This window comes from Gemmobacter denitrificans (assembly GCF_036964905.1).
Taxonomy (GTDB): Bacteria; Pseudomonadota; Alphaproteobacteria; order Rhodobacterales; family Rhodobacteraceae; genus Gemmobacter; species Gemmobacter denitrificans.
In genome coordinates this window covers 66,869-82,693 of record NZ_JBALHR010000004.1, presented here as the reverse complement: position 1 = coordinate 82,693, position 15,825 = coordinate 66,869, and the positions used below count along the sequence as shown (strand labels likewise).

Genomic DNA, 15,825 nt, shown 5'->3' with positions numbered 1-15,825 from the left:
ATGCCGCCCGGCGCGGCTCAAGTCAGTCGAACACGCCGGTCACGCGACCCACCAGCATGAAGGCGCGGGCGGTGCGGGTATCGGCCAGATCGATCAGCTCTGCATCGCTGGCATTCTTTTCGAATTCGGCGAAGGTCTTGTCGAAGGTGCGCAGGAAATGATGTGCGGCATCGCGGAAGATCGGATCTTCGCGCATCCGTCCCGCCGTCAGCGCCAGCGACGACCGATCACGAATCCCGCCCAACCCCGAAATCCCCCGGCCGCGTTCCCCATGGGCAAAACTGCGCCACAGTTCGGGCCGGGCGCGTTCGGGCTTCAGGTCATCCATGTAGATGCCCTCCTGGCTCAGCAGGGTCAGCACATCCTGCGCGGCGCGGATCAACTTTGCCACGGCACGATCTTCCAACGCCATGCGCAACGCGCGGAACCCGTCGCGATCTTCGGCGCTTTCGGGAAATTGCAGGGCACGGATGAAATCGGCCACCGACAGCGGCGCGCGCAAATCTTCGGCAGGCGTGCCAAGCGCCAACGCAGGTTGGTCTTCGGTGACTGCGGGCTTGGCGGGCGCGGCCAGCGCCGCCTTGCGATCTGCCGAAGGCTGGCTGAGCGAGGCATCCCGGCGCGAAGTAAACGTCGCCAGCACGGTTTCCGCCGATTTGGTGGCCCGTTCGATCTCGTTCAGCTTCATTTCCACCGAAGGCTGCACGCCCTGCTGGACATAGGCCGCACGCATCGCCTCGACCGAAGATTGCAGCCGTGTCGCCTCGGCCCGCAACTCCTGCACCGACCGCAGCGTGGTGACGGTGACCCAGATCAGCGCAATGGGCAGAAAGACCATCATCAGTGTCATGACCAGCCCCAGGGCACCGCTGCCCTCGGGTGCCGTGAGCATATAGGCCCCCACCGCCACCAGCCAGATCAGGCTGAGCGCGGCGGCCACGGCTTCGGAGGCCGAAAACCGGCTTCTGGTCGCGCCCGGATCAAGCGGTTCGGTCATTGTCGTCGCTCCCGGTTCAGACGAAACGGATGCTGAGCACTTCGTAGCTGCGCTGCCCGCCCGGCGTATTCACCTCGACACTGTCGCCTTCTTCCTTGCCGATCAGGGCGCGCGCCAGCGGGGATTTGATGTTCAGCATGCCGCGTTCGAGATCGGCCTCGACCTCGCCCACGATCTTGTAGGTCTTTTCTTCCTCGGTATCCTCGTCCACCAGCGTGACCGTGGCACCGAACTTGATGGCCCCTGACAGGCGGGTGGTGTCAATCACCTCGGCCAGCGAGATGATGCTTTCCAGCTCCTTGATGCGGCCTTCGATGAAGCTCTGCTTTTCGCGGGCGGAATGGTATTCGGCGTTTTCCGACAGATCGCCCAGTTCCCGCGCCTCGGCAATGGCCCGGATGATCGCCGGACGCTCCACCGATTTCAGCATCTTCAGTTCATCCTCCAGCGCGGCGAACCCCGCCTGGGTCATCGGAATCTTTTCCATCGGCCTTCTCACCAAAAAGCAAAGTCACGGCCCCGGACAGGGCCATGACTTGTCATGCATTCCCTTCACCTGACCCCAGAGCCCTGACAAATGCAAGGGGGGCACCGCATGGAAACGGCAGATCGCTGCACGGAAGCGTCACCCGGCCCGAAAGAAAATTTCCCGCGCGCCGCAATGCGGCGTTTTGATGTTGCGTCACGATTGACGCGCTGCTTCCCTTGGGGCAGACAAATGCGGATTTTGCACGAGCAATCGGCGCGCGGGGTGCGCCCGGCAGCCAAGGGAGAAACAGGGATGAGCGGGATCGAGCGCGAGAGCATGGATTATGATGTCGTGATCGTCGGCGCGGGGCCTGCGGGCCTTTCGGCGGCCATCCGGCTGAAGCAGCTTGATCCCGATCTGGGTGTTGTGGTGCTAGAAAAGGGTTCCGAAGTCGGCGCCCATATCCTGTCGGGCGCAGTGCTGGATCCTTCGGGGCTGGATGCCCTGCTGCCCGACTGGCGCAGCATGGGTGCCCCGATCAAGACCGAGGTGAAGGAAGACAATTTCTACCTTCTGGGCCCTGCCGGACAGATCCGCATCCCCAACTGGCCGATGCCGCCCCTGATGAACAATCACGGCAATTACATCGTCTCGATGGCGAATGTCTGCCGCTGGATGGCGGGTGTGGCCGAAGGTCTGGGCGTCGAAATCTTCCCCGGCATGTCGGCCAGCCAATTGGTCTATGACGGTAACCGGGTTGCAGGCGTGGTGGCTGGCGAATTCGGACGCGATCCCGAAACCGGCGAACCCGGCCCGAATTACGAACCCGGGATGGAACTGCGCGGCAAATATGTCTTCCTGTCCGAAGGCGTGCGCGGCAGTCTCGCCAAGGAAGTCATCGCAAAATACGACTTGTCGAAAGGCCATTGCCCGCAAAAATTCGGCCTCGGCATGAAGGAAATCTGGGAGATCGACCCGGCCAAGCACCGCGAAGGCACCGTCACCCATACGATGGGCTGGCCGCTGGGCAGCAATGCGGGCGGCGGCAGCTTCATCTATCATCTGGAAAACAATCAGGTCTATGTCGGCTTCGTGGTGCACCTGAACTACGAAAACCCCCACCTGTACCCCTATATGGAATTCCAGCGGTTCAAGCATCATCCGATGGTGGCCGAACTGCTGAAGGGCGGCAAGCGCGTGGCTTATGGTGCCCGCGCGATTTCTGAGGGCGGCTGGCAGTCGATCCCCAAGATGGTCGCGCCGGGCGTGGCACTGCTGGGCTGTTCGGCCGGGCTGGTGAATGTGCCGCGCATCAAGGGCAACCACAATGCCATGCTGTCGGGCAAGGCTGCGGCGGAAGCCGCGTTCGATGCCATCAAGGCGGGCCGCGAGGGCGACGAATTGTCGGCCTATGAAGGCGATGTACGCGGCGGCGCAATCGGCAAGGATCTGAAGAAGGTTCGCAATGTCAAACCGCTGTGGTCGAAATATGGTCTGGTGGCCAGCCTGATGGCAGGCGGGGTCGATATGTGGGCCAATACCTTCGGCATGACGGTTCTGGGCACGCTCCGCCATGGCAAATCCGATGCGGCGGCCACTGGCAAGGCCAAGGATTTCAAGAAGATCGACTATCCCAAGCCCGATGGCAAACTGTCCTTCGACCGGCTGACCAACGTGGCGTTTTCGTTCACCAACCATGACGAAAACCAGCCCGCACACCTGAAGCTGAAAGATGCTGGCGTGCCGATCCGCGTGAACCTGCCCGAGTATGACGAACCGGCGCAGCGCTATTGCCCCGCCGGGGTCTATGAGGTGCTGGGCGAAGGCAAGGATGCCACGTTCCGCATCAATTTCCAGAACTGCGTGCATTGCAAGACCTGCGACATCAAGGACCCGAGCCAGAACATCAACTGGACCACACCGCAGGGGGGCGACGGGCCGAACTACCCCAACATGTAAACTCTGCGCGAGTTTGCGCTGCTGCGGGGCGACCTTCTGGCCGCCCCGCATTGCTTATGGCCCATGGCCGCACTAGGCTTGGCCCATCAGCCGGAGGACCCCATGCGCCTGACCCAGACCGCCATCGCCCTTGCTCTTGCCCTTTTGGCGACAGTGCCGGTCAGGGCCGAAGAGACGGCGGATGCCGGTGCCTATCTGGCCGCGCGGACAGCTGCGATCGAGGCCGATTTTGCTGCTGCCGCCGATTGGCATGCCCGCGCCCTGCGCGCCGATCCCGACAATCTGCAATTGCTGGACGGGGCAATGCGGTCGGAAATGGCGCTTGGGCGGTTTGACCGGGCGCAGGTGCTGGCAGGCAAACTGGCAGCCCTAGGCGAACGCAACCAGATGGCCGCGCTGGCCGAAATGACAGCCGAAGCGGCCAAAGGCGAATTTGCCGCCATGATCAAGGCCCGCGCTGACGGGCGCAGCGTGGCGCAATTGCTGGACAATCTGGTGGGGGCTTGGGCCGAGGCGGGTGATGGCCGCATGTCCGATGCGCTGGCCGCCCTGGACAAGATCGCCGGGGCCAAGGCACCGGAAGCGATCTTTGGGGCCTATCACAAGGCCCTCGCACTGGCGTCGGTTGGCGATTTCGAAGGGGCAGACAGGATTTTCGCCGATCCGGCCAATGCCGGGCTGCTGACGCTGCGCCGCGCCGTTCTGGCCCATCTGCAGGTGCTGAGCCAGCTGGAGCGCGGGCCTGAGGCGCTGGCCCTGCTGGACAAGACCTATCCCAAGGGCGCGGATGCCGGGCTGGACGCGCTGCGCAGTCGACTGGAATCGGGCGAGATGTTGCCCTGGGATGTGGTGACCACGCCGCAGCAAGGCGTGGCCGAGGTGCTTTACACCCTCGCCACCGTGCTGAACGGGCAGGCCGATGACAGCTATACGCTCGTGCATGCCCGGGCCGCGCTGTTCCTGCGGCCGGACCATGTCGAAGCGGCATTGATGGCGGGTGGCTTGCTGAATGCCCAGGGCCAGCATGACCTGGCAGTCGAAACCTATGCGGTGATCCCGCCCACTGCGCCCGAATTCTATATGGCCGAGATCGGACGTGCCGATACGCTGGCCGACAGCGGCAAGCCCGATGCGGCCATCGAGGTGATGCAGGCCTTGTCCAAGGCCTATCCCGGCCTGTTCATCGTGCAGCGCAGCTATGGCGATGCCCTGCGCCGTCAGGAACGGTTCGAAGATGCCACCCGCGCCTATGATGCCGCCATCGCCCTGATCGGAACGCCGCAGGTGCAGGACTGGCCGATCTTTTTCAGCCGGGGCATCTGCCACGAGCGTCAGAAACGCCATGAACAGGCCGAAGCGGACATGCGCAAGGCACTGGAACTCAGCCCCGATCAGCCACAGGTGCTCAATTATCTGGGATACAATTTTCTGGAGTTGAACAAGAACCTCGATGAAGCGCTGGAGATGATCCAGCGCGCCGTCGCCCTTGAACCGGACAGCGGCGCGATCACCGACAGTTTGGCCTGGGCCTATTTCCGTCTGGGTCGCTATGACGATGCCGTGGCACCGATGGAGCGGGCCTCGATGCTCGAACCTGTCGATCCGGTGGTGACAGACCACCTGGGCGATGTCTATTGGGCCGTCGGGCGCAAACTGGAGGCGCGGTTCCAGTGGCGCCGTGCGCTGTCTTTCTCGCCCGAGGAAAAAGAGGCCGAACGGATCCGGCGCAAGCTGGAGGTCGGTCTGGACGCCGTGTTGGCCGCCGAAGGCGCCCCCTCGCTGGAAGCCGTGAAGAATGCTGCCGCAGACAATAACTGAATTCGCCCATGCCAAGATCAACCTGTGCCTGCATGTGACAGGCCAACGGTCAGATGGCTATCATCTGCTGGACAGCCTGGTGGTCTTTGCCGGGATCGGTGATGGCATCAGGGCGACACCCGCACAGGGCTTTGCCCTGACGGTGGATGGCCCCTTTGCGGCACAGGTGCCCGGGGGAGATGACAATCTGGTCCTGCGCGCTGCCCGGCTGGTGGCAGATCAGGGCGTATCACTTCACCTGACCAAGCGCCTGCCACCGGCCAGCGGCATCGGTGGCGGATCTGCCGATGCAGCAGCAGCGATCCGCGCCGTCTTGCGTCTGCGGGCCATGGCGGGCCAGATGATGGCCCCCGATCCCGATCTGGGCGCGCGTATCCTTGGGCTTGGGGCAGATGTTCCGGTTTGCCTTGCCTCGCATCCCTGCCGCATGCGCGGGATCGGTGAAACTCTGGACTGGCTGCCCCCCCTGCCCGATACTTGGGTCGTTCTGGCCAATCCCGGGGTCGAGGTGCCAACCCCCGCTGTTTTCAAGGCCCTGGCGGTGAAGGACAATCCGGCCCTGCCCGATGCCTTGCCGCACTGGGGTTCCGCCGAGGCACTGGCCGCCTTTCTTGCCGAACAGCGCAATGATCTGGAAGGCCCGGCCCGCGCCATCGCTCCGCAGATCGACGGGGTCATCGCGGCATTGGCCACCCAGACGGGCAGCCTGATCGCCCGGATGTCAGGTTCGGGCGCCACCTGCTTTGCCTTGTTTGCGTCTGAAGATGCCGCGCTGGACGCGGCCGATGTACTGGCCGCCGAGCATCCCGAATGGTGGATCGCCGCCGGGATGATCTATCCCGGTCGCGCCGATATGGGTCAGTTGATGCGGGCCACCACATAATCGGCCAGATCGGCCAGCATGTCGCGGATCGGATGGTCAGGAAGCGCAGAAAGCGCCGCCTTGGCGCGGGCCGCCCAGTCCAGCGCATCGGCCCGTGCCGCCGCCATGGCCCCATGTCGGGCCATGATCGCCATGGCCTGTTCCAGATCGCCATCGTCCTGCTTGCCACGCGCGATGGTACGCTCCCAGAAGGCGCGCTCTTCCGCGTTGGCCAGCGCCACGGCCTTGATGACCGGCAGGGTCAGCTTGCGTTCGCGGAAATCGTCCCCGACATTCTTGCCGATCACCGCGCTTGTGCCGCCGTAATCCAGCAGGTCATCGACAATCTGGAAGGCAATGCCAAGCGCATCGCCATAGGTGAACAGCGCCTGCACCTGCGCCTCATCCACCCCGGCAATCACACCGCCCACCTCGGTCGCGGCGGAAAACAGTGCTGCGGTCTTGCCACGCACCACCTGCAGATAAATGGCTTCGGTCGTCGCCAGATCCTGCGCGGCGGTCAGTTGCAGCACCTCGCCTTCGGCGATGGTGGCGCTGGCATTGGACAGGATGCGCATGACCCGCATCGAACCCGGTTCGGTCATCAACTGAAAGCTGCGCGCAAACAGATAATCGCCAACCAGAACCGAGGATTTGTTGTCCCACAACAGATTTGCCGTCGGACGCCCGCGCCGCTGGGTGCTTTCGTCCACTACATCATCATGCAGCAGCGTGGCGGTATGGATGAACTCGACCGTTGCCGCCAGATGGATGTGATAGGGCCCTTCATAGCCACAAAGCCGGGCAGCGGCCAAAGTCAACAGCGGGCGCAGCCGCTTGCCCCCCGCTTCCACCAGATGGGCGGTCACCTGCGGAATGCGCGGCGCATGTTCCGATGCCATCCGTTCGCGGATCAGCAGGTTCACAGCCTCCATATCGGCGGCCAGCCATGCGCTCAGGCGGTCATGCGGTTTCTGCGCGGCTTCATCCAGACCCATGTGACCCCCGTTTCGCGTCTCGACAACCGCTGCGATTGCCGACATTCCTGTGTCATGAAGGAAGTTTTGCGCAGCACCGACCCCACTGTGATCGCCTTCGCCACCGTCCTTCTTGAGGGCGAGGGTATAGCGGTCTTTATGCTGGACGTCCACACGAGCCATCTCTATGGCAGCCTTGGCATTCTGCCGCAGCGGATGATGGTGGCAGATCGGGATCACTTTGTCGCAACGGCCATCCTGCGCGACAATGGCGTGGATCTGGGCCAGTGATCTTTGACGACGCCGATCTGACAGACGACAAGTTTCTGTGCGGCAGGTTGCGGCTGTGGCAACCTGCACGGGGCTACCGGGCGGCCACCGATCCGGTGCTGCTGGCTGCGGCCTGCCCCGCCCTGACGGGCGAAAGCGTTCTGGATCTTGGTTGTGGCGCAGGGGCGGCGGCGCTCTGTCTGGGCTGGCGGGTGAAGGGTCTGGCCCTGTCGGGGTTGGAATTGCAGGCCGGTTACGCCGATCTGGCCCGACGCAACGCCGCCCGGAATGGCATTGCACTGGAAGTTGTCGAAGGGGATCTGCGCAAGATGCCCCAGGTGCTGCGCCGCGATTTCGATCATGTGATCTGCAACCCGCCCTATTACCCGCCTGGGGGCACGCCATCGCCCGTCGCAACCCGTGCCACAGCGATGCAGGTCGATGAGGTGCCGCTGGCCGAATGGGTGCTGACAGCAGGGCGTCGGCTGCGTCCGGGTGGTTGGCTGACCATGATCACAGGTGCCGATGCCTTGCCCGAACTTCTGTCAGGATTAGGTAAACTCGGATCGGCTATGGTGCTGCCATTGTCCGCCCGGGAAGGGCGCGCCGCCAAGCGGGTGATTCTCCGCGCCCGCAAAGGTGGGCGCTCAGCCTTCCGTTTGCTGGCACCCTTGGTGCTGCATGACGGTGAGACGCATGGTGGCGATCGCGAAAGCTATACGCAAGTCGCAAATGCGGTTTTGCGGGAAGGCGCCGATTTGTCGCAATTCTTCGGCTGAAATACGCGTGATTGCGGCGACGCAGCGATGACATTTTGATGACAGACGGGCAAATCCGTGCTGCAATCAGAGTGTCGAACAACTCACAGGAGGATTGGATGACCGTCGCTTCGCATATCGCCGAACTGAAGAAGAAGCACGAAACCCTCTCGGACAAGGTTGAAAAGGCGCAGCGCGCGCCCGGCAGCAGCGATCTGGAGATTGCCGCGCTGAAAAAGCAGAAATTGAAGATCAAGGAAGAGATCGAAAGGCTGTCTCACGCCTGACGCTGCTTTGCGCTGGCCCTAGCGGCCAGCGCTGCCCCCCCGGCGATCAGAACCGCCGCGAGAAGGAGGAGCAGCGAAGGGGGCGCGATCCCGGCAACCACCAGCGCCAGCGTGGAGAGGAGCGGCGCAGCATAGGAGGCGACACCAAGCAACTGGATGTCGCCTTTTTTCATGCCCACATCCCAGGTGAAGAAGGCAATCCCCACCGGACCCAGACCAAGCGCCAGCGTGGCAGCCCAACCCAGCGGCGTGGCGGGCCAGACAGTTTGTTCCAACGCCAGATGGGCAAGGAACGACAGGGCTGCCGTGGCAAGGCAATAGACCGCAACGGCCGCCGTGGGCACCTGCCCCAGAAAACGCGAGGCGACCGAATAGACCGCCCAGGTGATGGCGCAGCCAAAGGCCAGCAGCATGCCCGTCAGGTTGCTTTCGCCCCCCTCACGCCCCAACACGATCAGCCCGGCACCGGCAAAGGCGATCAGTGCGCCAAGGATATGTGGCAAGGTCAGCTTTTCGCCCGGCAGCAGACCGGACAAAAGCACTATGAACAGCGGCCAAAGATAGGCGATCAGCCCGGTTTCTGCCGATGGCGAAAGGCGGAAGGCCGTAAAATACAGGAAATGATAGCCAAACAGGCCAAGTGTGCCAAAGGTATAGACCTTCAACGGTACCTTGCGCAGCGCCGCCCCCTGCCCCGTCGCCCATGTCCAGACCAGGCCAATCCCCCCGCCCATGGCAAAACAGACCGTGTTCAGCAGGAAGGGCGGCACCGGCGCCGATCCGATGGTCAGCAGGGCCAGCAATGCCCACATCAGAATGGCGGAAAAACCGATGAAGGTGGCGCGACTGCGGGTCATGTCTGGTCTGGTCTCCTCTGCCCTGAATACCTGCCCGCTGCCCCTGGCCCCCGCAAGCAGAAAGGCCCGCCAAGGGCGGGCCTTTTGCGACATTCCCGAACAGGTTCAGACGAAGAACTGGCCACCATTGGCGCTGATCGTCGATCCGGTGATGAAGCCTGCCTCATCAGAGGCCAGGAAGACCACGCAGCGCGCGATTTCCTCGGGCTCACCCAGACGGCCAACCGGGATCTGCGGGATGATGCGCTCGTTCAGCACCTTTTCGTCGATGGCACGGACCATTTCGGTGCCGATATAGCCCGGGCAGATGGCGTTGACGGTGATCCCGGCGCGGGCACCTTCCTGCGCCAGAGCTTTGGTAAAGCCCAGATCGCCCGACTTGGCCGCCGAATAGTTGGCCTGACCGGCCTGGCCCTTCTGGCCATTGATCGACGAAATATTGACAATCCGGCCGAACTTGCGATCCCGCATCCCCGACCACAGCGGGTGGGTCATGTTGAACAGGCCGGTCAGGTTGGTGTCGATCACCTCTTTCCACTGGCCCGGGGTCATCTTGTGGAACATGGCGTCACGGGTGATGCCCGCATTGTTCACCAGCACGGCAACAGGCCCGAGATCGGCCTCGACCTGGGCGATCCCGGCAGCGCAGGCGTCATAATCAGCGACCGACCACTTGTAGGTCTTGATGCCCGTTTCGGCGGTGAATTTGGCAGCGGCCTCGTCATTGCCGGCATAGTTCGCGGCCACCGTGTAGCCCGCATTCTTCAGTGCGATGGAAATCGCGGCGCCAATACCCCGCGAACCGCCGGTGACCAGTGCAACTTTCGACATGATTCCTCCTTGAAACGTCTGCTTGAAATCTTGCTATCGAATGAATGACGCAGCCGCAACATTGTTGCGAAAGTTTTTTTGCATTCGCAGCAAAATTACGCCGAAAGCACCATTGAAACAAAAAGGGCGCGCCAAGCATGGCGCGCCCTGAAATACACGCAATGAGCGAGTATCAGCGTTCGAGACACATGGCAACACCCATGCCGCCACCGATGCAAAGCGTGGCAAGGCCCTTCTTGGCGTCGCGGCGCTGCATTTCGAACAGCAGGGTATTCAGGACACGGCAGCCCGAAGCGCCGATCGGATGGCCGATGGCAATGGCACCGCCATTCACGTTCACGATGGCCGGATCCCAGCCCATATCCTTGTTCACGGCGCAGGCCTGCGCGGCGAAAGCCTCGTTTGCTTCTACCAGATCCAGATCGCCAACCTTCCAGCCCGCCTTGTCCAGCGCCTTGCGGCTGGCATGGATCGGGCCCACGCCCATGATCGACGGGTCAAGCCCGGCAGTGGCGTAAGAGGCAATCCGGGCCAGCACCTTGAGCCCGCGCTTTGCGGCCTCGGCCTCTGACATCAGCAGAACAGCGGCGGCCCCGTCATTGATGCCGCTGGCATTGGCTGCCGTGACCGAACCATCCTTGGTGAAGGCAGGCTTCAGCTTGGCCATGCTGTCCAGCGTCGCACCGTGGCGGATATATTCGTCGGCATCCACCGTCACATCGCCCTTGCGGCCCTTGATCACGAAGGGGATGATTTCTTCGACGAACTTGCCAGCCTTCTGCGCCGCTTCGGCCTTGTTCTGGCTGGCCAGCGCGAATTCATCCTGCATGTCGCGGCTGATCTGCCACTGGGCGGCCACGTTCTCGGCGGTCTGGCCCATGTGATAGCCGTTGAAGGCGTCCCACAGACCATCCTTGATCATCGAATCGATGAACTTCATGTCGCCCATCTTGTGACCGGCGCGCAGATGCGCGACGTGGGGCGAGAGCGACATGTTCTCCTGACCGCCCGCGACCACGATATTGGCATCGCCCAGTTGCACATGCTGCGCGCCCAGCGCGACGGCCCGCAGGCCCGAGCCGCAGACCTGATTGAGCGACCAGGCCGAAGCCTCTTTCGGCAGGCCGGCATTGATATGGGCCTGCCGGGCCGGGTTCTGGCCCTGACCGGCAGTCAGCACCTGGCCCAGAATGGTTTCGGCGACCTCGGCCTTGTCGATGCCGGCACGGGCCACCACGGCTTCGATCACCGCAGCGCCAAGATCATGCGCGGGGGTATTGGCGAAAGACCCATTGAAACTGCCCACGGCGGTGCGCCCCGCGGAAACGATAACGACATTCGTCATGGCTCTGGTCCTCTCCCTTGGCCGCTGCGGCGAAGAAGCGTTCCGCCGCTCTGCAGCATGGGTAAGCAGGAACTGTGACGGGCGCAAGAAAATTGCGTAACGCTGCGGCATTTCGGCATGGAAACGCCGTCAGGCCCGCTTGCGCTCCGGCTCGGGCATGAAGGCGGGGCGCAGGGTCGGGGCACCGAACAGGTATCCCTGCATGCAATCGATGCCGATGGATTGCAGGAACGCCGCCTCTTCGGCGGTTTCCACAGATTCCGCCACACAGAACATTTCAAACTGGCGTGCAATCGACATCAGCGCCCGTGTCAGCACCTGATTATCCGGGTCGCGATCAATGCCGCGGATGAACTGGCCGTCGATCTTCAGGATGTCGAAGAAGAAGTCCTTGAAATAGCGGAAGGCAGTATAGCCCGCGCCAAAATCATCCAGCGCAAATGCGATACCTTCGCGCTGCAGATCATCCATGAAGGCGGTGACGATTTCCGGCACCAGAATGGCCGAGCTTTCGGTGATTTCCAGAATCAGGCGCTCACCAATGGTCGGCGAAACCTGCAACCCCTTTTTCAACACCCGCATCCAACGCGGATAGCCGATGGATCGCGCCGACATGTTGATCGACAAGCGGATGTCGGTATGTCGCGCAAGGGTCTGCAGACCGAGCTCCAGCGCCGCGCAATCGATCAGCCGACCGATTTCCTGATTCTCGACCGCGCCCATGAAGTCGCGCGCCGGAATCACCCGGCCGGTTTCATCCAGCACCCGGATCAAGCCTTCGTAAAAGGCCGCCCGGGTCGGGTCGGTGCCCAGCACCACGGGCTGATAGGCAAGACGCACCCGTTTTTCGCGCAGGGCATGCTCTACCATGGCAATGGTTTCGCGATCCTGTTCGGAGATCACGAAGGCAAGCGGGCTGCCGGCAACCTCGCCGCCGCGTCTTTGACCCCGATCCGCCATCATGGCCGCGCCCTCTCCAATGTCTCACGGTCGACAGATTGCGGTCACAGCCGTAAACAAGATGTGAAATATTGTGTTTGCTACCAATTTTAGAAAAGGAAACCCGGGATGGATGGACGCTGCGGCTGGTGCGGAACCGATCCGCTGTATGTGGCGTATCATGATACCGAATGGGGGGTCCCCGAATACAACCCGCGCGCCCTGTTCGAAAAGCTGATCCTTGAAGGATTTCAGGCCGGGCTGAGCTGGATCACCATTCTGCGCAAGCGCGAATCGTTTCGCGCGGCTTTTGAAGGCTTTCACCCCGAAACCATCGCCGGATGGGGCGAGACAGACGTGCTGCGTCTGCTGGTCGATCCGGGCATCGTGCGCCATCGCGGCAAGATTGAGGGCACGATTGCGGGCGCCCGCGCCTTCCTGCGGATCGAGGCGCGCGAAGGTTTTGCCCCCTTCCTGTGGCGCTTTGTCGAAGGCCGCCCGATCCAGACCCGGCTGTCCTTGCAGTCCGATGTCCCGACCGAAACCCCGCAATCGCGCGCCATGTCAAAGGCGCTGAAGGTGGAAGGGTTCAAGTTCTGCGGTCCAACCATCACCTATGCCTTCATGCAGGCGACCGGAATGGTGAATGACCATCTGGTTACCTGCCCTTGCCATGCCGGGTTGGCCACACCAGTTTAACGCATCAGCGCATCAAGTACCGCAATCGCCTCGGCCCCGGCCCAATCGGCATCGCCGATCAGGCGGCCGACTTCCTGCCCTTCCGGGTTCAGGATCACGGTCACCGGCAGGCCCATGACCGCCATGTTGCGCGCCAGTTCCGATTTCGGGTCGCGCAGCGCGGTCAGATGGGTCACCCCTGCCTCGGTGAAGAAATCGGTGATCGCAGGCACTGCATTGCGGCCCGTGGCCACGGTGACCACCTCGAACCGGTCACCGCCCCGCGCGCTTTGCAGTGCCCCCAATGCGGGCATTTCCTTGCGGCAGGGCGGGCACCATGTCGCCCAGAAATTCAACAGCACCCATTTGCCGCGAAACTCCTCCAGGCTGCGGGGCGCATCATCCATGCCCACAAGCCCGATCCCCGGCAGGGGCTTGGCTTCGGTAAAGACCAGCTTCTGCATGTCGCCCGCCCGCGCGGCATCGGCGGCAGCGATATCGGCGGCAGCCGGGTTTGCACCGAACATCAAGGCCGTATAAAGAACGGCGGCACGGATTGGCAGCATGATCCCTCCAACAAGGCAGGCCCCAGATATGAGCGCAGACGACACCCCCCACAGCACCGCCCAGGCACCCACATCCGCAAATGCCATGTGGGGCGGGCGCTTTGCCAGCGGGCCGGATGCCATCATGCAGGCGATCAATGCCTCCATCGGGTTCGACCAGCGGCTGTATGCGCAGGATATTGCCGGTTCTCGCGCCCATGCCGCAATGCTTGCAGCGCAGGGCATCCTGAGCAGTAGCGATGCCGAAGCCATTCGGGAAGGCCTGCTCACGGTCTTGTCAGAGATCGAGACCGGCGCGTTTGAATTCCGGGTTGATCAGGAAGACATCCACATGGCCGTGGAAAGCCGCCTGACCCAGATCATCGGCGAGGCGGGCAAGCGTCTGCATACCGGCCGGTCGCGCAATGATCAGGTGGCGGTGGATTTCCGGCTTTGGGTACGCGATCAATGCGATGCCGCGATTGCCGGGCTGACCGCGCTGATGCGCGCCTTCGTGGTGCAGGCCGAGGCCGGGGCCGACTGGATCATGCCGGGCTTCACCCATCTGCAGACCGCGCAGCCGGTGACCTGGGGCCATCACATGATGGCCTATGTCGAGATGCTGGCCCGTGACCGGTCGCGCTTTGAAGATGCGCGCCGCCGCATGAACGAATGCCCCTTGGGCGCGGCAGCGCTGGCCGGCACCGGCTTCCCCATCGACCGCCACATGACAGCGGCCGAGCTGGGCTTTGACCGGCCCACCGCCAACAGTCTCGATTCCGTCAGTGATCGGGATTTTGCGCTGGAATTCCTGTCGGCAGCCAGCATCTGCGCCATGCACCTGTCGCGCTTTGCCGAAGAGCTGGTGATCTGGTCCAGCGCCCAGTTCCGTTTCGTACGGCTGAGCGACAAATGGACGACCGGGTCTTCGATCATGCCGCAGAAGAAGAACCCTGATGCTGCCGAACTGCTGCGGGCCAAGATCGGGCGCATCCTTGGGGCGCAGGTCGCGCTGCTGACTGTGATGAAGGGCCTGCCGCTGACCTATTCCAAGGACATGCAGGAAGACAAGGAACAGGTCTTTGACGCGGCAGATACGCTGATGCTGGGCCTGGCCGCGATGACCGGCATGGTCAGCGACATGCAGGCGCAGGTCGATACCCTGCGTGCCGCTGCCACCAGCGGCTTTTCCACCGCCACCGATCTTGCCGATTGGCTGGTGCGTGAACTGGGCCTGCCCTTCCGCGAAGCGCATCATGTGACCGGCACGCTGGTTGCCATGGCCGAACGCAAGGGCTGCGACCTGCCGGAACTGACCATGGGCGAAATGCACTCCGTGCATCCGGGCATAAACCAGAGTGTATATTCGGTTCTCGGCGTGGAAAATTCTGTAAACTCGCGCCAGTCTTACGGCGGAACTTCGCCGGTTCAGGTCAAGGCACAGATCAGCCGCTGGAAGGCCCTGCTGGGCTGAGGCAGGCTGACCTTGCGGGGACCGGAACCGGCCCCCGCCGCAATCTCTTGAGGACTGACATGCGCCTGATCCCTGCCCTGACCCTGTTTGCCCTGCTGGCCGCCTGCGGTGCCGATGGCCCCCCGCAAAAACCGGCAGCCAAATCCGGCCTGACCATTTCCGGCGATGCCCGGGTGGGTGTGGTCATCAAATGATCCGCGCCGCGCTGGCACTTCTGCTGCTGGCCGCCTGCGCCGCGCCGTCCGATCCTGCGGTGGGGGTTGATTTGAATGCGACGCCCCATGGCGTCGCCGTCACGCCGTCGGTCGGAACGACAGTGGGCGGTGTGCGGGTTTCCGCATCGCCCCATGGCGGGCGTATCGGAACGCGGATCGGCCCGGTCCGTATCGGAATGGGGTTCTGAATGCCTTTGCTGCGCATGATCTATCTTGCCCTTGCCGTCTGGGGCGCCGTGCATCCGATGTACTGGTTTGCCACCCATATGCGCGAAACCGGCACCGGCCTGTCAGGCCTGATCGACGCCTGGTATGTGAATGCCTCGACCACCGGGCTGACATGGGATCTGACCATTGCCGCCATCGCACTGACGGTCTGGGTGCTGGCGGAGACCTTTGTCCGGCGGAACTGGCTCGCACTGATCGCCATTCCCGCCACCTTTTGCATCGGGGTCAGTTGCGGCCTGCCACTTTATCTGTTCCTGCGCGCTGCCCCGGTGCGATAGCCGCATTGCGCCCGCCCCCTGATCTGCGCTAGCCCAAG

Annotated in this window: 19 protein-coding genes; 11 read left to right on the top strand and 8 right to left on the bottom strand. The window is 62.9% G+C overall.

Annotation, left to right across the window (positions count from 1 at the left end; translation table 11 throughout):
- Nucleotides 1-22: 22 nt before the first annotated feature.
- Nucleotides 23-997: a hypothetical protein gene (locus V6590_RS08485; protein ID WP_335421904.1), complete on the bottom strand. Its 975-nt coding sequence runs from the start codon at nt 995-997 to the stop codon at nt 23-25.
- 16 nt (nt 998-1,013) lie between these two features.
- Complete coding sequence (gene greA / locus V6590_RS08480) at nt 1,014-1,484, bottom strand: transcription elongation factor GreA (protein WP_335421902.1); 471 nt, start codon at nt 1,482-1,484, stop codon at nt 1,014-1,016.
- A 294-nt stretch (nt 1,485-1,778) separates the two neighbouring features.
- On the opposite strand from greA, the gene V6590_RS08475 reads away from it, so the two are divergent.
- From V6590_RS08475 to V6590_RS08465, 3 genes are all read left to right on the top strand, one after another.
- On the top strand, nt 1,779-3,425 hold the full coding sequence (locus V6590_RS08475) for an electron transfer flavoprotein-ubiquinone oxidoreductase (RefSeq protein ID WP_335421900.1): 1,647 nt from the start codon (nt 1,779-1,781) through the stop codon (nt 3,423-3,425).
- A 102-nt stretch (nt 3,426-3,527) separates the two neighbouring features.
- A complete protein-coding gene (locus V6590_RS08470; protein WP_335421898.1) occupies nt 3,528-5,243 on the top strand; it encodes a tetratricopeptide repeat protein in 1,716 nt (571 codons plus the stop codon).
- Complete coding sequence (locus V6590_RS08465; protein WP_434063242.1) at nt 5,221-6,126, top strand: 4-(cytidine 5'-diphospho)-2-C-methyl-D-erythritol kinase; 906 nt, start codon at nt 5,221-5,223, stop codon at nt 6,124-6,126. The genes V6590_RS08470 and V6590_RS08465 overlap by 23 nt, the downstream gene beginning before the upstream one ends.
- Here V6590_RS08465 and V6590_RS08460 read toward each other — a convergent pair.
- Nucleotides 6,102-7,103: a polyprenyl synthetase family protein gene (locus V6590_RS08460; protein ID WP_335421896.1), complete on the bottom strand. Its 1,002-nt coding sequence runs from the start codon at nt 7,101-7,103 to the stop codon at nt 6,102-6,104. The genes V6590_RS08465 and V6590_RS08460 overlap by 25 nt on opposite strands.
- A 54-nt stretch (nt 7,104-7,157) precedes the next feature.
- On the opposite strand from V6590_RS08460, the gene V6590_RS08455 reads away from it, so the two are divergent.
- The 3 genes from V6590_RS08455 to V6590_RS08445 all read left to right on the top strand — a co-directional run bounded on the left by V6590_RS08455 (nt 7,158) and on the right by V6590_RS08445 (nt 8,397).
- Nucleotides 7,158-7,373 (top strand): putative signal transducing protein, encoded by a 216-nt coding sequence (locus V6590_RS08455; protein WP_335421894.1) that lies wholly within the window; start codon nt 7,158-7,160, stop codon nt 7,371-7,373.
- Nucleotides 7,373-8,131 carry a tRNA1(Val) (adenine(37)-N6)-methyltransferase gene (locus tag V6590_RS08450; RefSeq protein WP_335422503.1) on the top strand — a complete coding sequence of 253 codons (759 nt, stop codon included), beginning with the start codon at nt 7,373-7,375 and terminating at the stop codon, nt 8,129-8,131. Before V6590_RS08455 ends, V6590_RS08450 begins: the two co-directional genes overlap by 1 nt.
- A 98-nt stretch (nt 8,132-8,229) precedes the next feature.
- Nucleotides 8,230-8,397: a YdcH family protein gene (locus V6590_RS08445; protein ID WP_335421893.1), complete on the top strand. Its 168-nt coding sequence runs from the start codon at nt 8,230-8,232 to the stop codon at nt 8,395-8,397.
- On the opposite strand, the gene yddG is transcribed toward V6590_RS08445, so the two are convergent.
- The 4 genes from yddG to V6590_RS08425 all read right to left on the bottom strand — a co-directional run bounded on the left by yddG (nt 8,388) and on the right by V6590_RS08425 (nt 12,390).
- Nucleotides 8,388-9,254 carry an aromatic amino acid exporter YddG gene (gene yddG / locus V6590_RS08440; protein WP_335421892.1) on the bottom strand — a complete coding sequence of 289 codons (867 nt, stop codon included), beginning with the start codon at nt 9,252-9,254 and terminating at the stop codon, nt 8,388-8,390. The genes V6590_RS08445 and yddG overlap by 10 nt on opposite strands.
- Before the next feature lie 105 nt (nt 9,255-9,359).
- Nucleotides 9,360-10,085: an acetoacetyl-CoA reductase gene (gene phbB / locus V6590_RS08435; protein ID WP_335421890.1), complete on the bottom strand. Its 726-nt coding sequence runs from the start codon at nt 10,083-10,085 to the stop codon at nt 9,360-9,362.
- 172 nt (nt 10,086-10,257) lie between these two features.
- Nucleotides 10,258-11,430, bottom strand: coding sequence for an acetyl-CoA C-acetyltransferase (locus V6590_RS08430; RefSeq protein WP_335421888.1), 1,173 nt, complete (start codon nt 11,428-11,430; stop codon nt 10,258-10,260).
- A 129-nt stretch (nt 11,431-11,559) separates the two neighbouring features.
- Complete coding sequence (locus V6590_RS08425) at nt 11,560-12,390, bottom strand: EAL domain-containing protein (RefSeq protein ID WP_335421886.1); 831 nt, start codon at nt 12,388-12,390, stop codon at nt 11,560-11,562.
- Nucleotides 12,391-12,498: 108 nt separating this feature from the next.
- Here V6590_RS08425 and V6590_RS08420 point away from each other — a divergent pair, with 108 nt between their 5' ends.
- The gene (locus V6590_RS08420) at nt 12,499-13,068 is read left to right on the top strand and encodes a DNA-3-methyladenine glycosylase I (protein ID WP_335421885.1); all 570 of its coding nucleotides are present in this window, start codon (nt 12,499-12,501) and stop codon (nt 13,066-13,068) included.
- Here V6590_RS08420 and V6590_RS08415 read toward each other — a convergent pair.
- Nucleotides 13,065-13,613: a TlpA family protein disulfide reductase gene (locus tag V6590_RS08415; protein ID WP_335421883.1), complete on the bottom strand. Its 549-nt coding sequence runs from the start codon at nt 13,611-13,613 to the stop codon at nt 13,065-13,067. The two genes, V6590_RS08420 and V6590_RS08415, sit on opposite strands and share 4 nt — an antisense overlap.
- A 28-nt stretch (nt 13,614-13,641) precedes the next feature.
- Between V6590_RS08415 and argH the strand changes: the two genes are divergently transcribed.
- Genes argH through V6590_RS08395 form a run of 4 tightly spaced genes read left to right on the top strand, consistent with a single transcriptional unit; the run spans nt 13,642 to nt 15,787 of the window.
- A complete protein-coding gene (argH, locus tag V6590_RS08410) occupies nt 13,642-15,066 on the top strand; it encodes an argininosuccinate lyase (RefSeq protein ID WP_335421881.1) in 1,425 nt (474 codons plus the stop codon).
- A 59-nt stretch (nt 15,067-15,125) separates the two neighbouring features.
- Nucleotides 15,126-15,260: a hypothetical protein gene (locus tag V6590_RS08405; protein WP_335421879.1), complete on the top strand. Its 135-nt coding sequence runs from the start codon at nt 15,126-15,128 to the stop codon at nt 15,258-15,260.
- Nucleotides 15,257-15,469, top strand: coding sequence for a hypothetical protein (locus V6590_RS08400; protein WP_335421877.1), 213 nt, complete (start codon nt 15,257-15,259; stop codon nt 15,467-15,469). The genes V6590_RS08405 and V6590_RS08400 overlap by 4 nt, the downstream gene beginning before the upstream one ends.
- Entirely contained in the window at nt 15,470-15,787 is a 318-nt protein-coding gene (locus V6590_RS08395) for a DUF2834 domain-containing protein (protein WP_335421875.1), read from the top strand.
- Nucleotides 15,788-15,825: the final 38 nt, after the last annotated feature.

Bases quoted from the DNA above. Each gene is read 5' to 3' on its own strand.
- yddG (WP_335421892.1), bottom strand. From the start codon at position 9,254: ATGACCCGCAGTCGCGCCACCTTCATCGGTTTTTCCGCCATTCTGATG.
- greA (WP_335421902.1), bottom strand. From the start codon at position 1,484: ATGGAAAAGATTCCGATGACCCAGGCGGGGTTCGCCGCGCTGGAGGAT.
- V6590_RS08455 (WP_335421894.1), top strand. From the start codon at position 7,158: ATGAAGGAAGTTTTGCGCAGCACCGACCCCACTGTGATCGCCTTCGCC.
- V6590_RS08465 (WP_434063242.1), top strand. From the start codon at position 5,221: ATGCTGCCGCAGACAATAACTGAATTCGCCCATGCCAAGATCAACCTG.
- V6590_RS08400 (WP_335421877.1), top strand. From the start codon at position 15,257: ATGATCCGCGCCGCGCTGGCACTTCTGCTGCTGGCCGCCTGCGCCGCG.
- V6590_RS08420 (WP_335421885.1), top strand. From the start codon at position 12,499: ATGGATGGACGCTGCGGCTGGTGCGGAACCGATCCGCTGTATGTGGCG.
- V6590_RS08470 (WP_335421898.1), top strand. From the start codon at position 3,528: ATGCGCCTGACCCAGACCGCCATCGCCCTTGCTCTTGCCCTTTTGGCG.
- V6590_RS08405 (WP_335421879.1), top strand. From the start codon at position 15,126: ATGCGCCTGATCCCTGCCCTGACCCTGTTTGCCCTGCTGGCCGCCTGC.
- V6590_RS08430 (WP_335421888.1), bottom strand. From the start codon at position 11,430: ATGACGAATGTCGTTATCGTTTCCGCGGGGCGCACCGCCGTGGGCAGT.
- V6590_RS08485 (WP_335421904.1), bottom strand. From the start codon at position 997: ATGACCGAACCGCTTGATCCGGGCGCGACCAGAAGCCGGTTTTCGGCC.
- argH (WP_335421881.1), top strand. From the start codon at position 13,642: ATGAGCGCAGACGACACCCCCCACAGCACCGCCCAGGCACCCACATCC.
- phbB (WP_335421890.1), bottom strand. From the start codon at position 10,085: ATGTCGAAAGTTGCACTGGTCACCGGCGGTTCGCGGGGTATTGGCGCC.
- V6590_RS08395 (WP_335421875.1), top strand. From the start codon at position 15,470: ATGCCTTTGCTGCGCATGATCTATCTTGCCCTTGCCGTCTGGGGCGCC.
- V6590_RS08475 (WP_335421900.1), top strand. From the start codon at position 1,779: ATGAGCGGGATCGAGCGCGAGAGCATGGATTATGATGTCGTGATCGTC.
- V6590_RS08425 (WP_335421886.1), bottom strand. From the start codon at position 12,390: ATGGCGGATCGGGGTCAAAGACGCGGCGGCGAGGTTGCCGGCAGCCCG.
- V6590_RS08445 (WP_335421893.1), top strand. From the start codon at position 8,230: ATGACCGTCGCTTCGCATATCGCCGAACTGAAGAAGAAGCACGAAACC.
- V6590_RS08415 (WP_335421883.1), bottom strand. From the start codon at position 13,613: ATGCTGCCAATCCGTGCCGCCGTTCTTTATACGGCCTTGATGTTCGGT.
- V6590_RS08460 (WP_335421896.1), bottom strand. From the start codon at position 7,103: ATGGGTCTGGATGAAGCCGCGCAGAAACCGCATGACCGCCTGAGCGCA.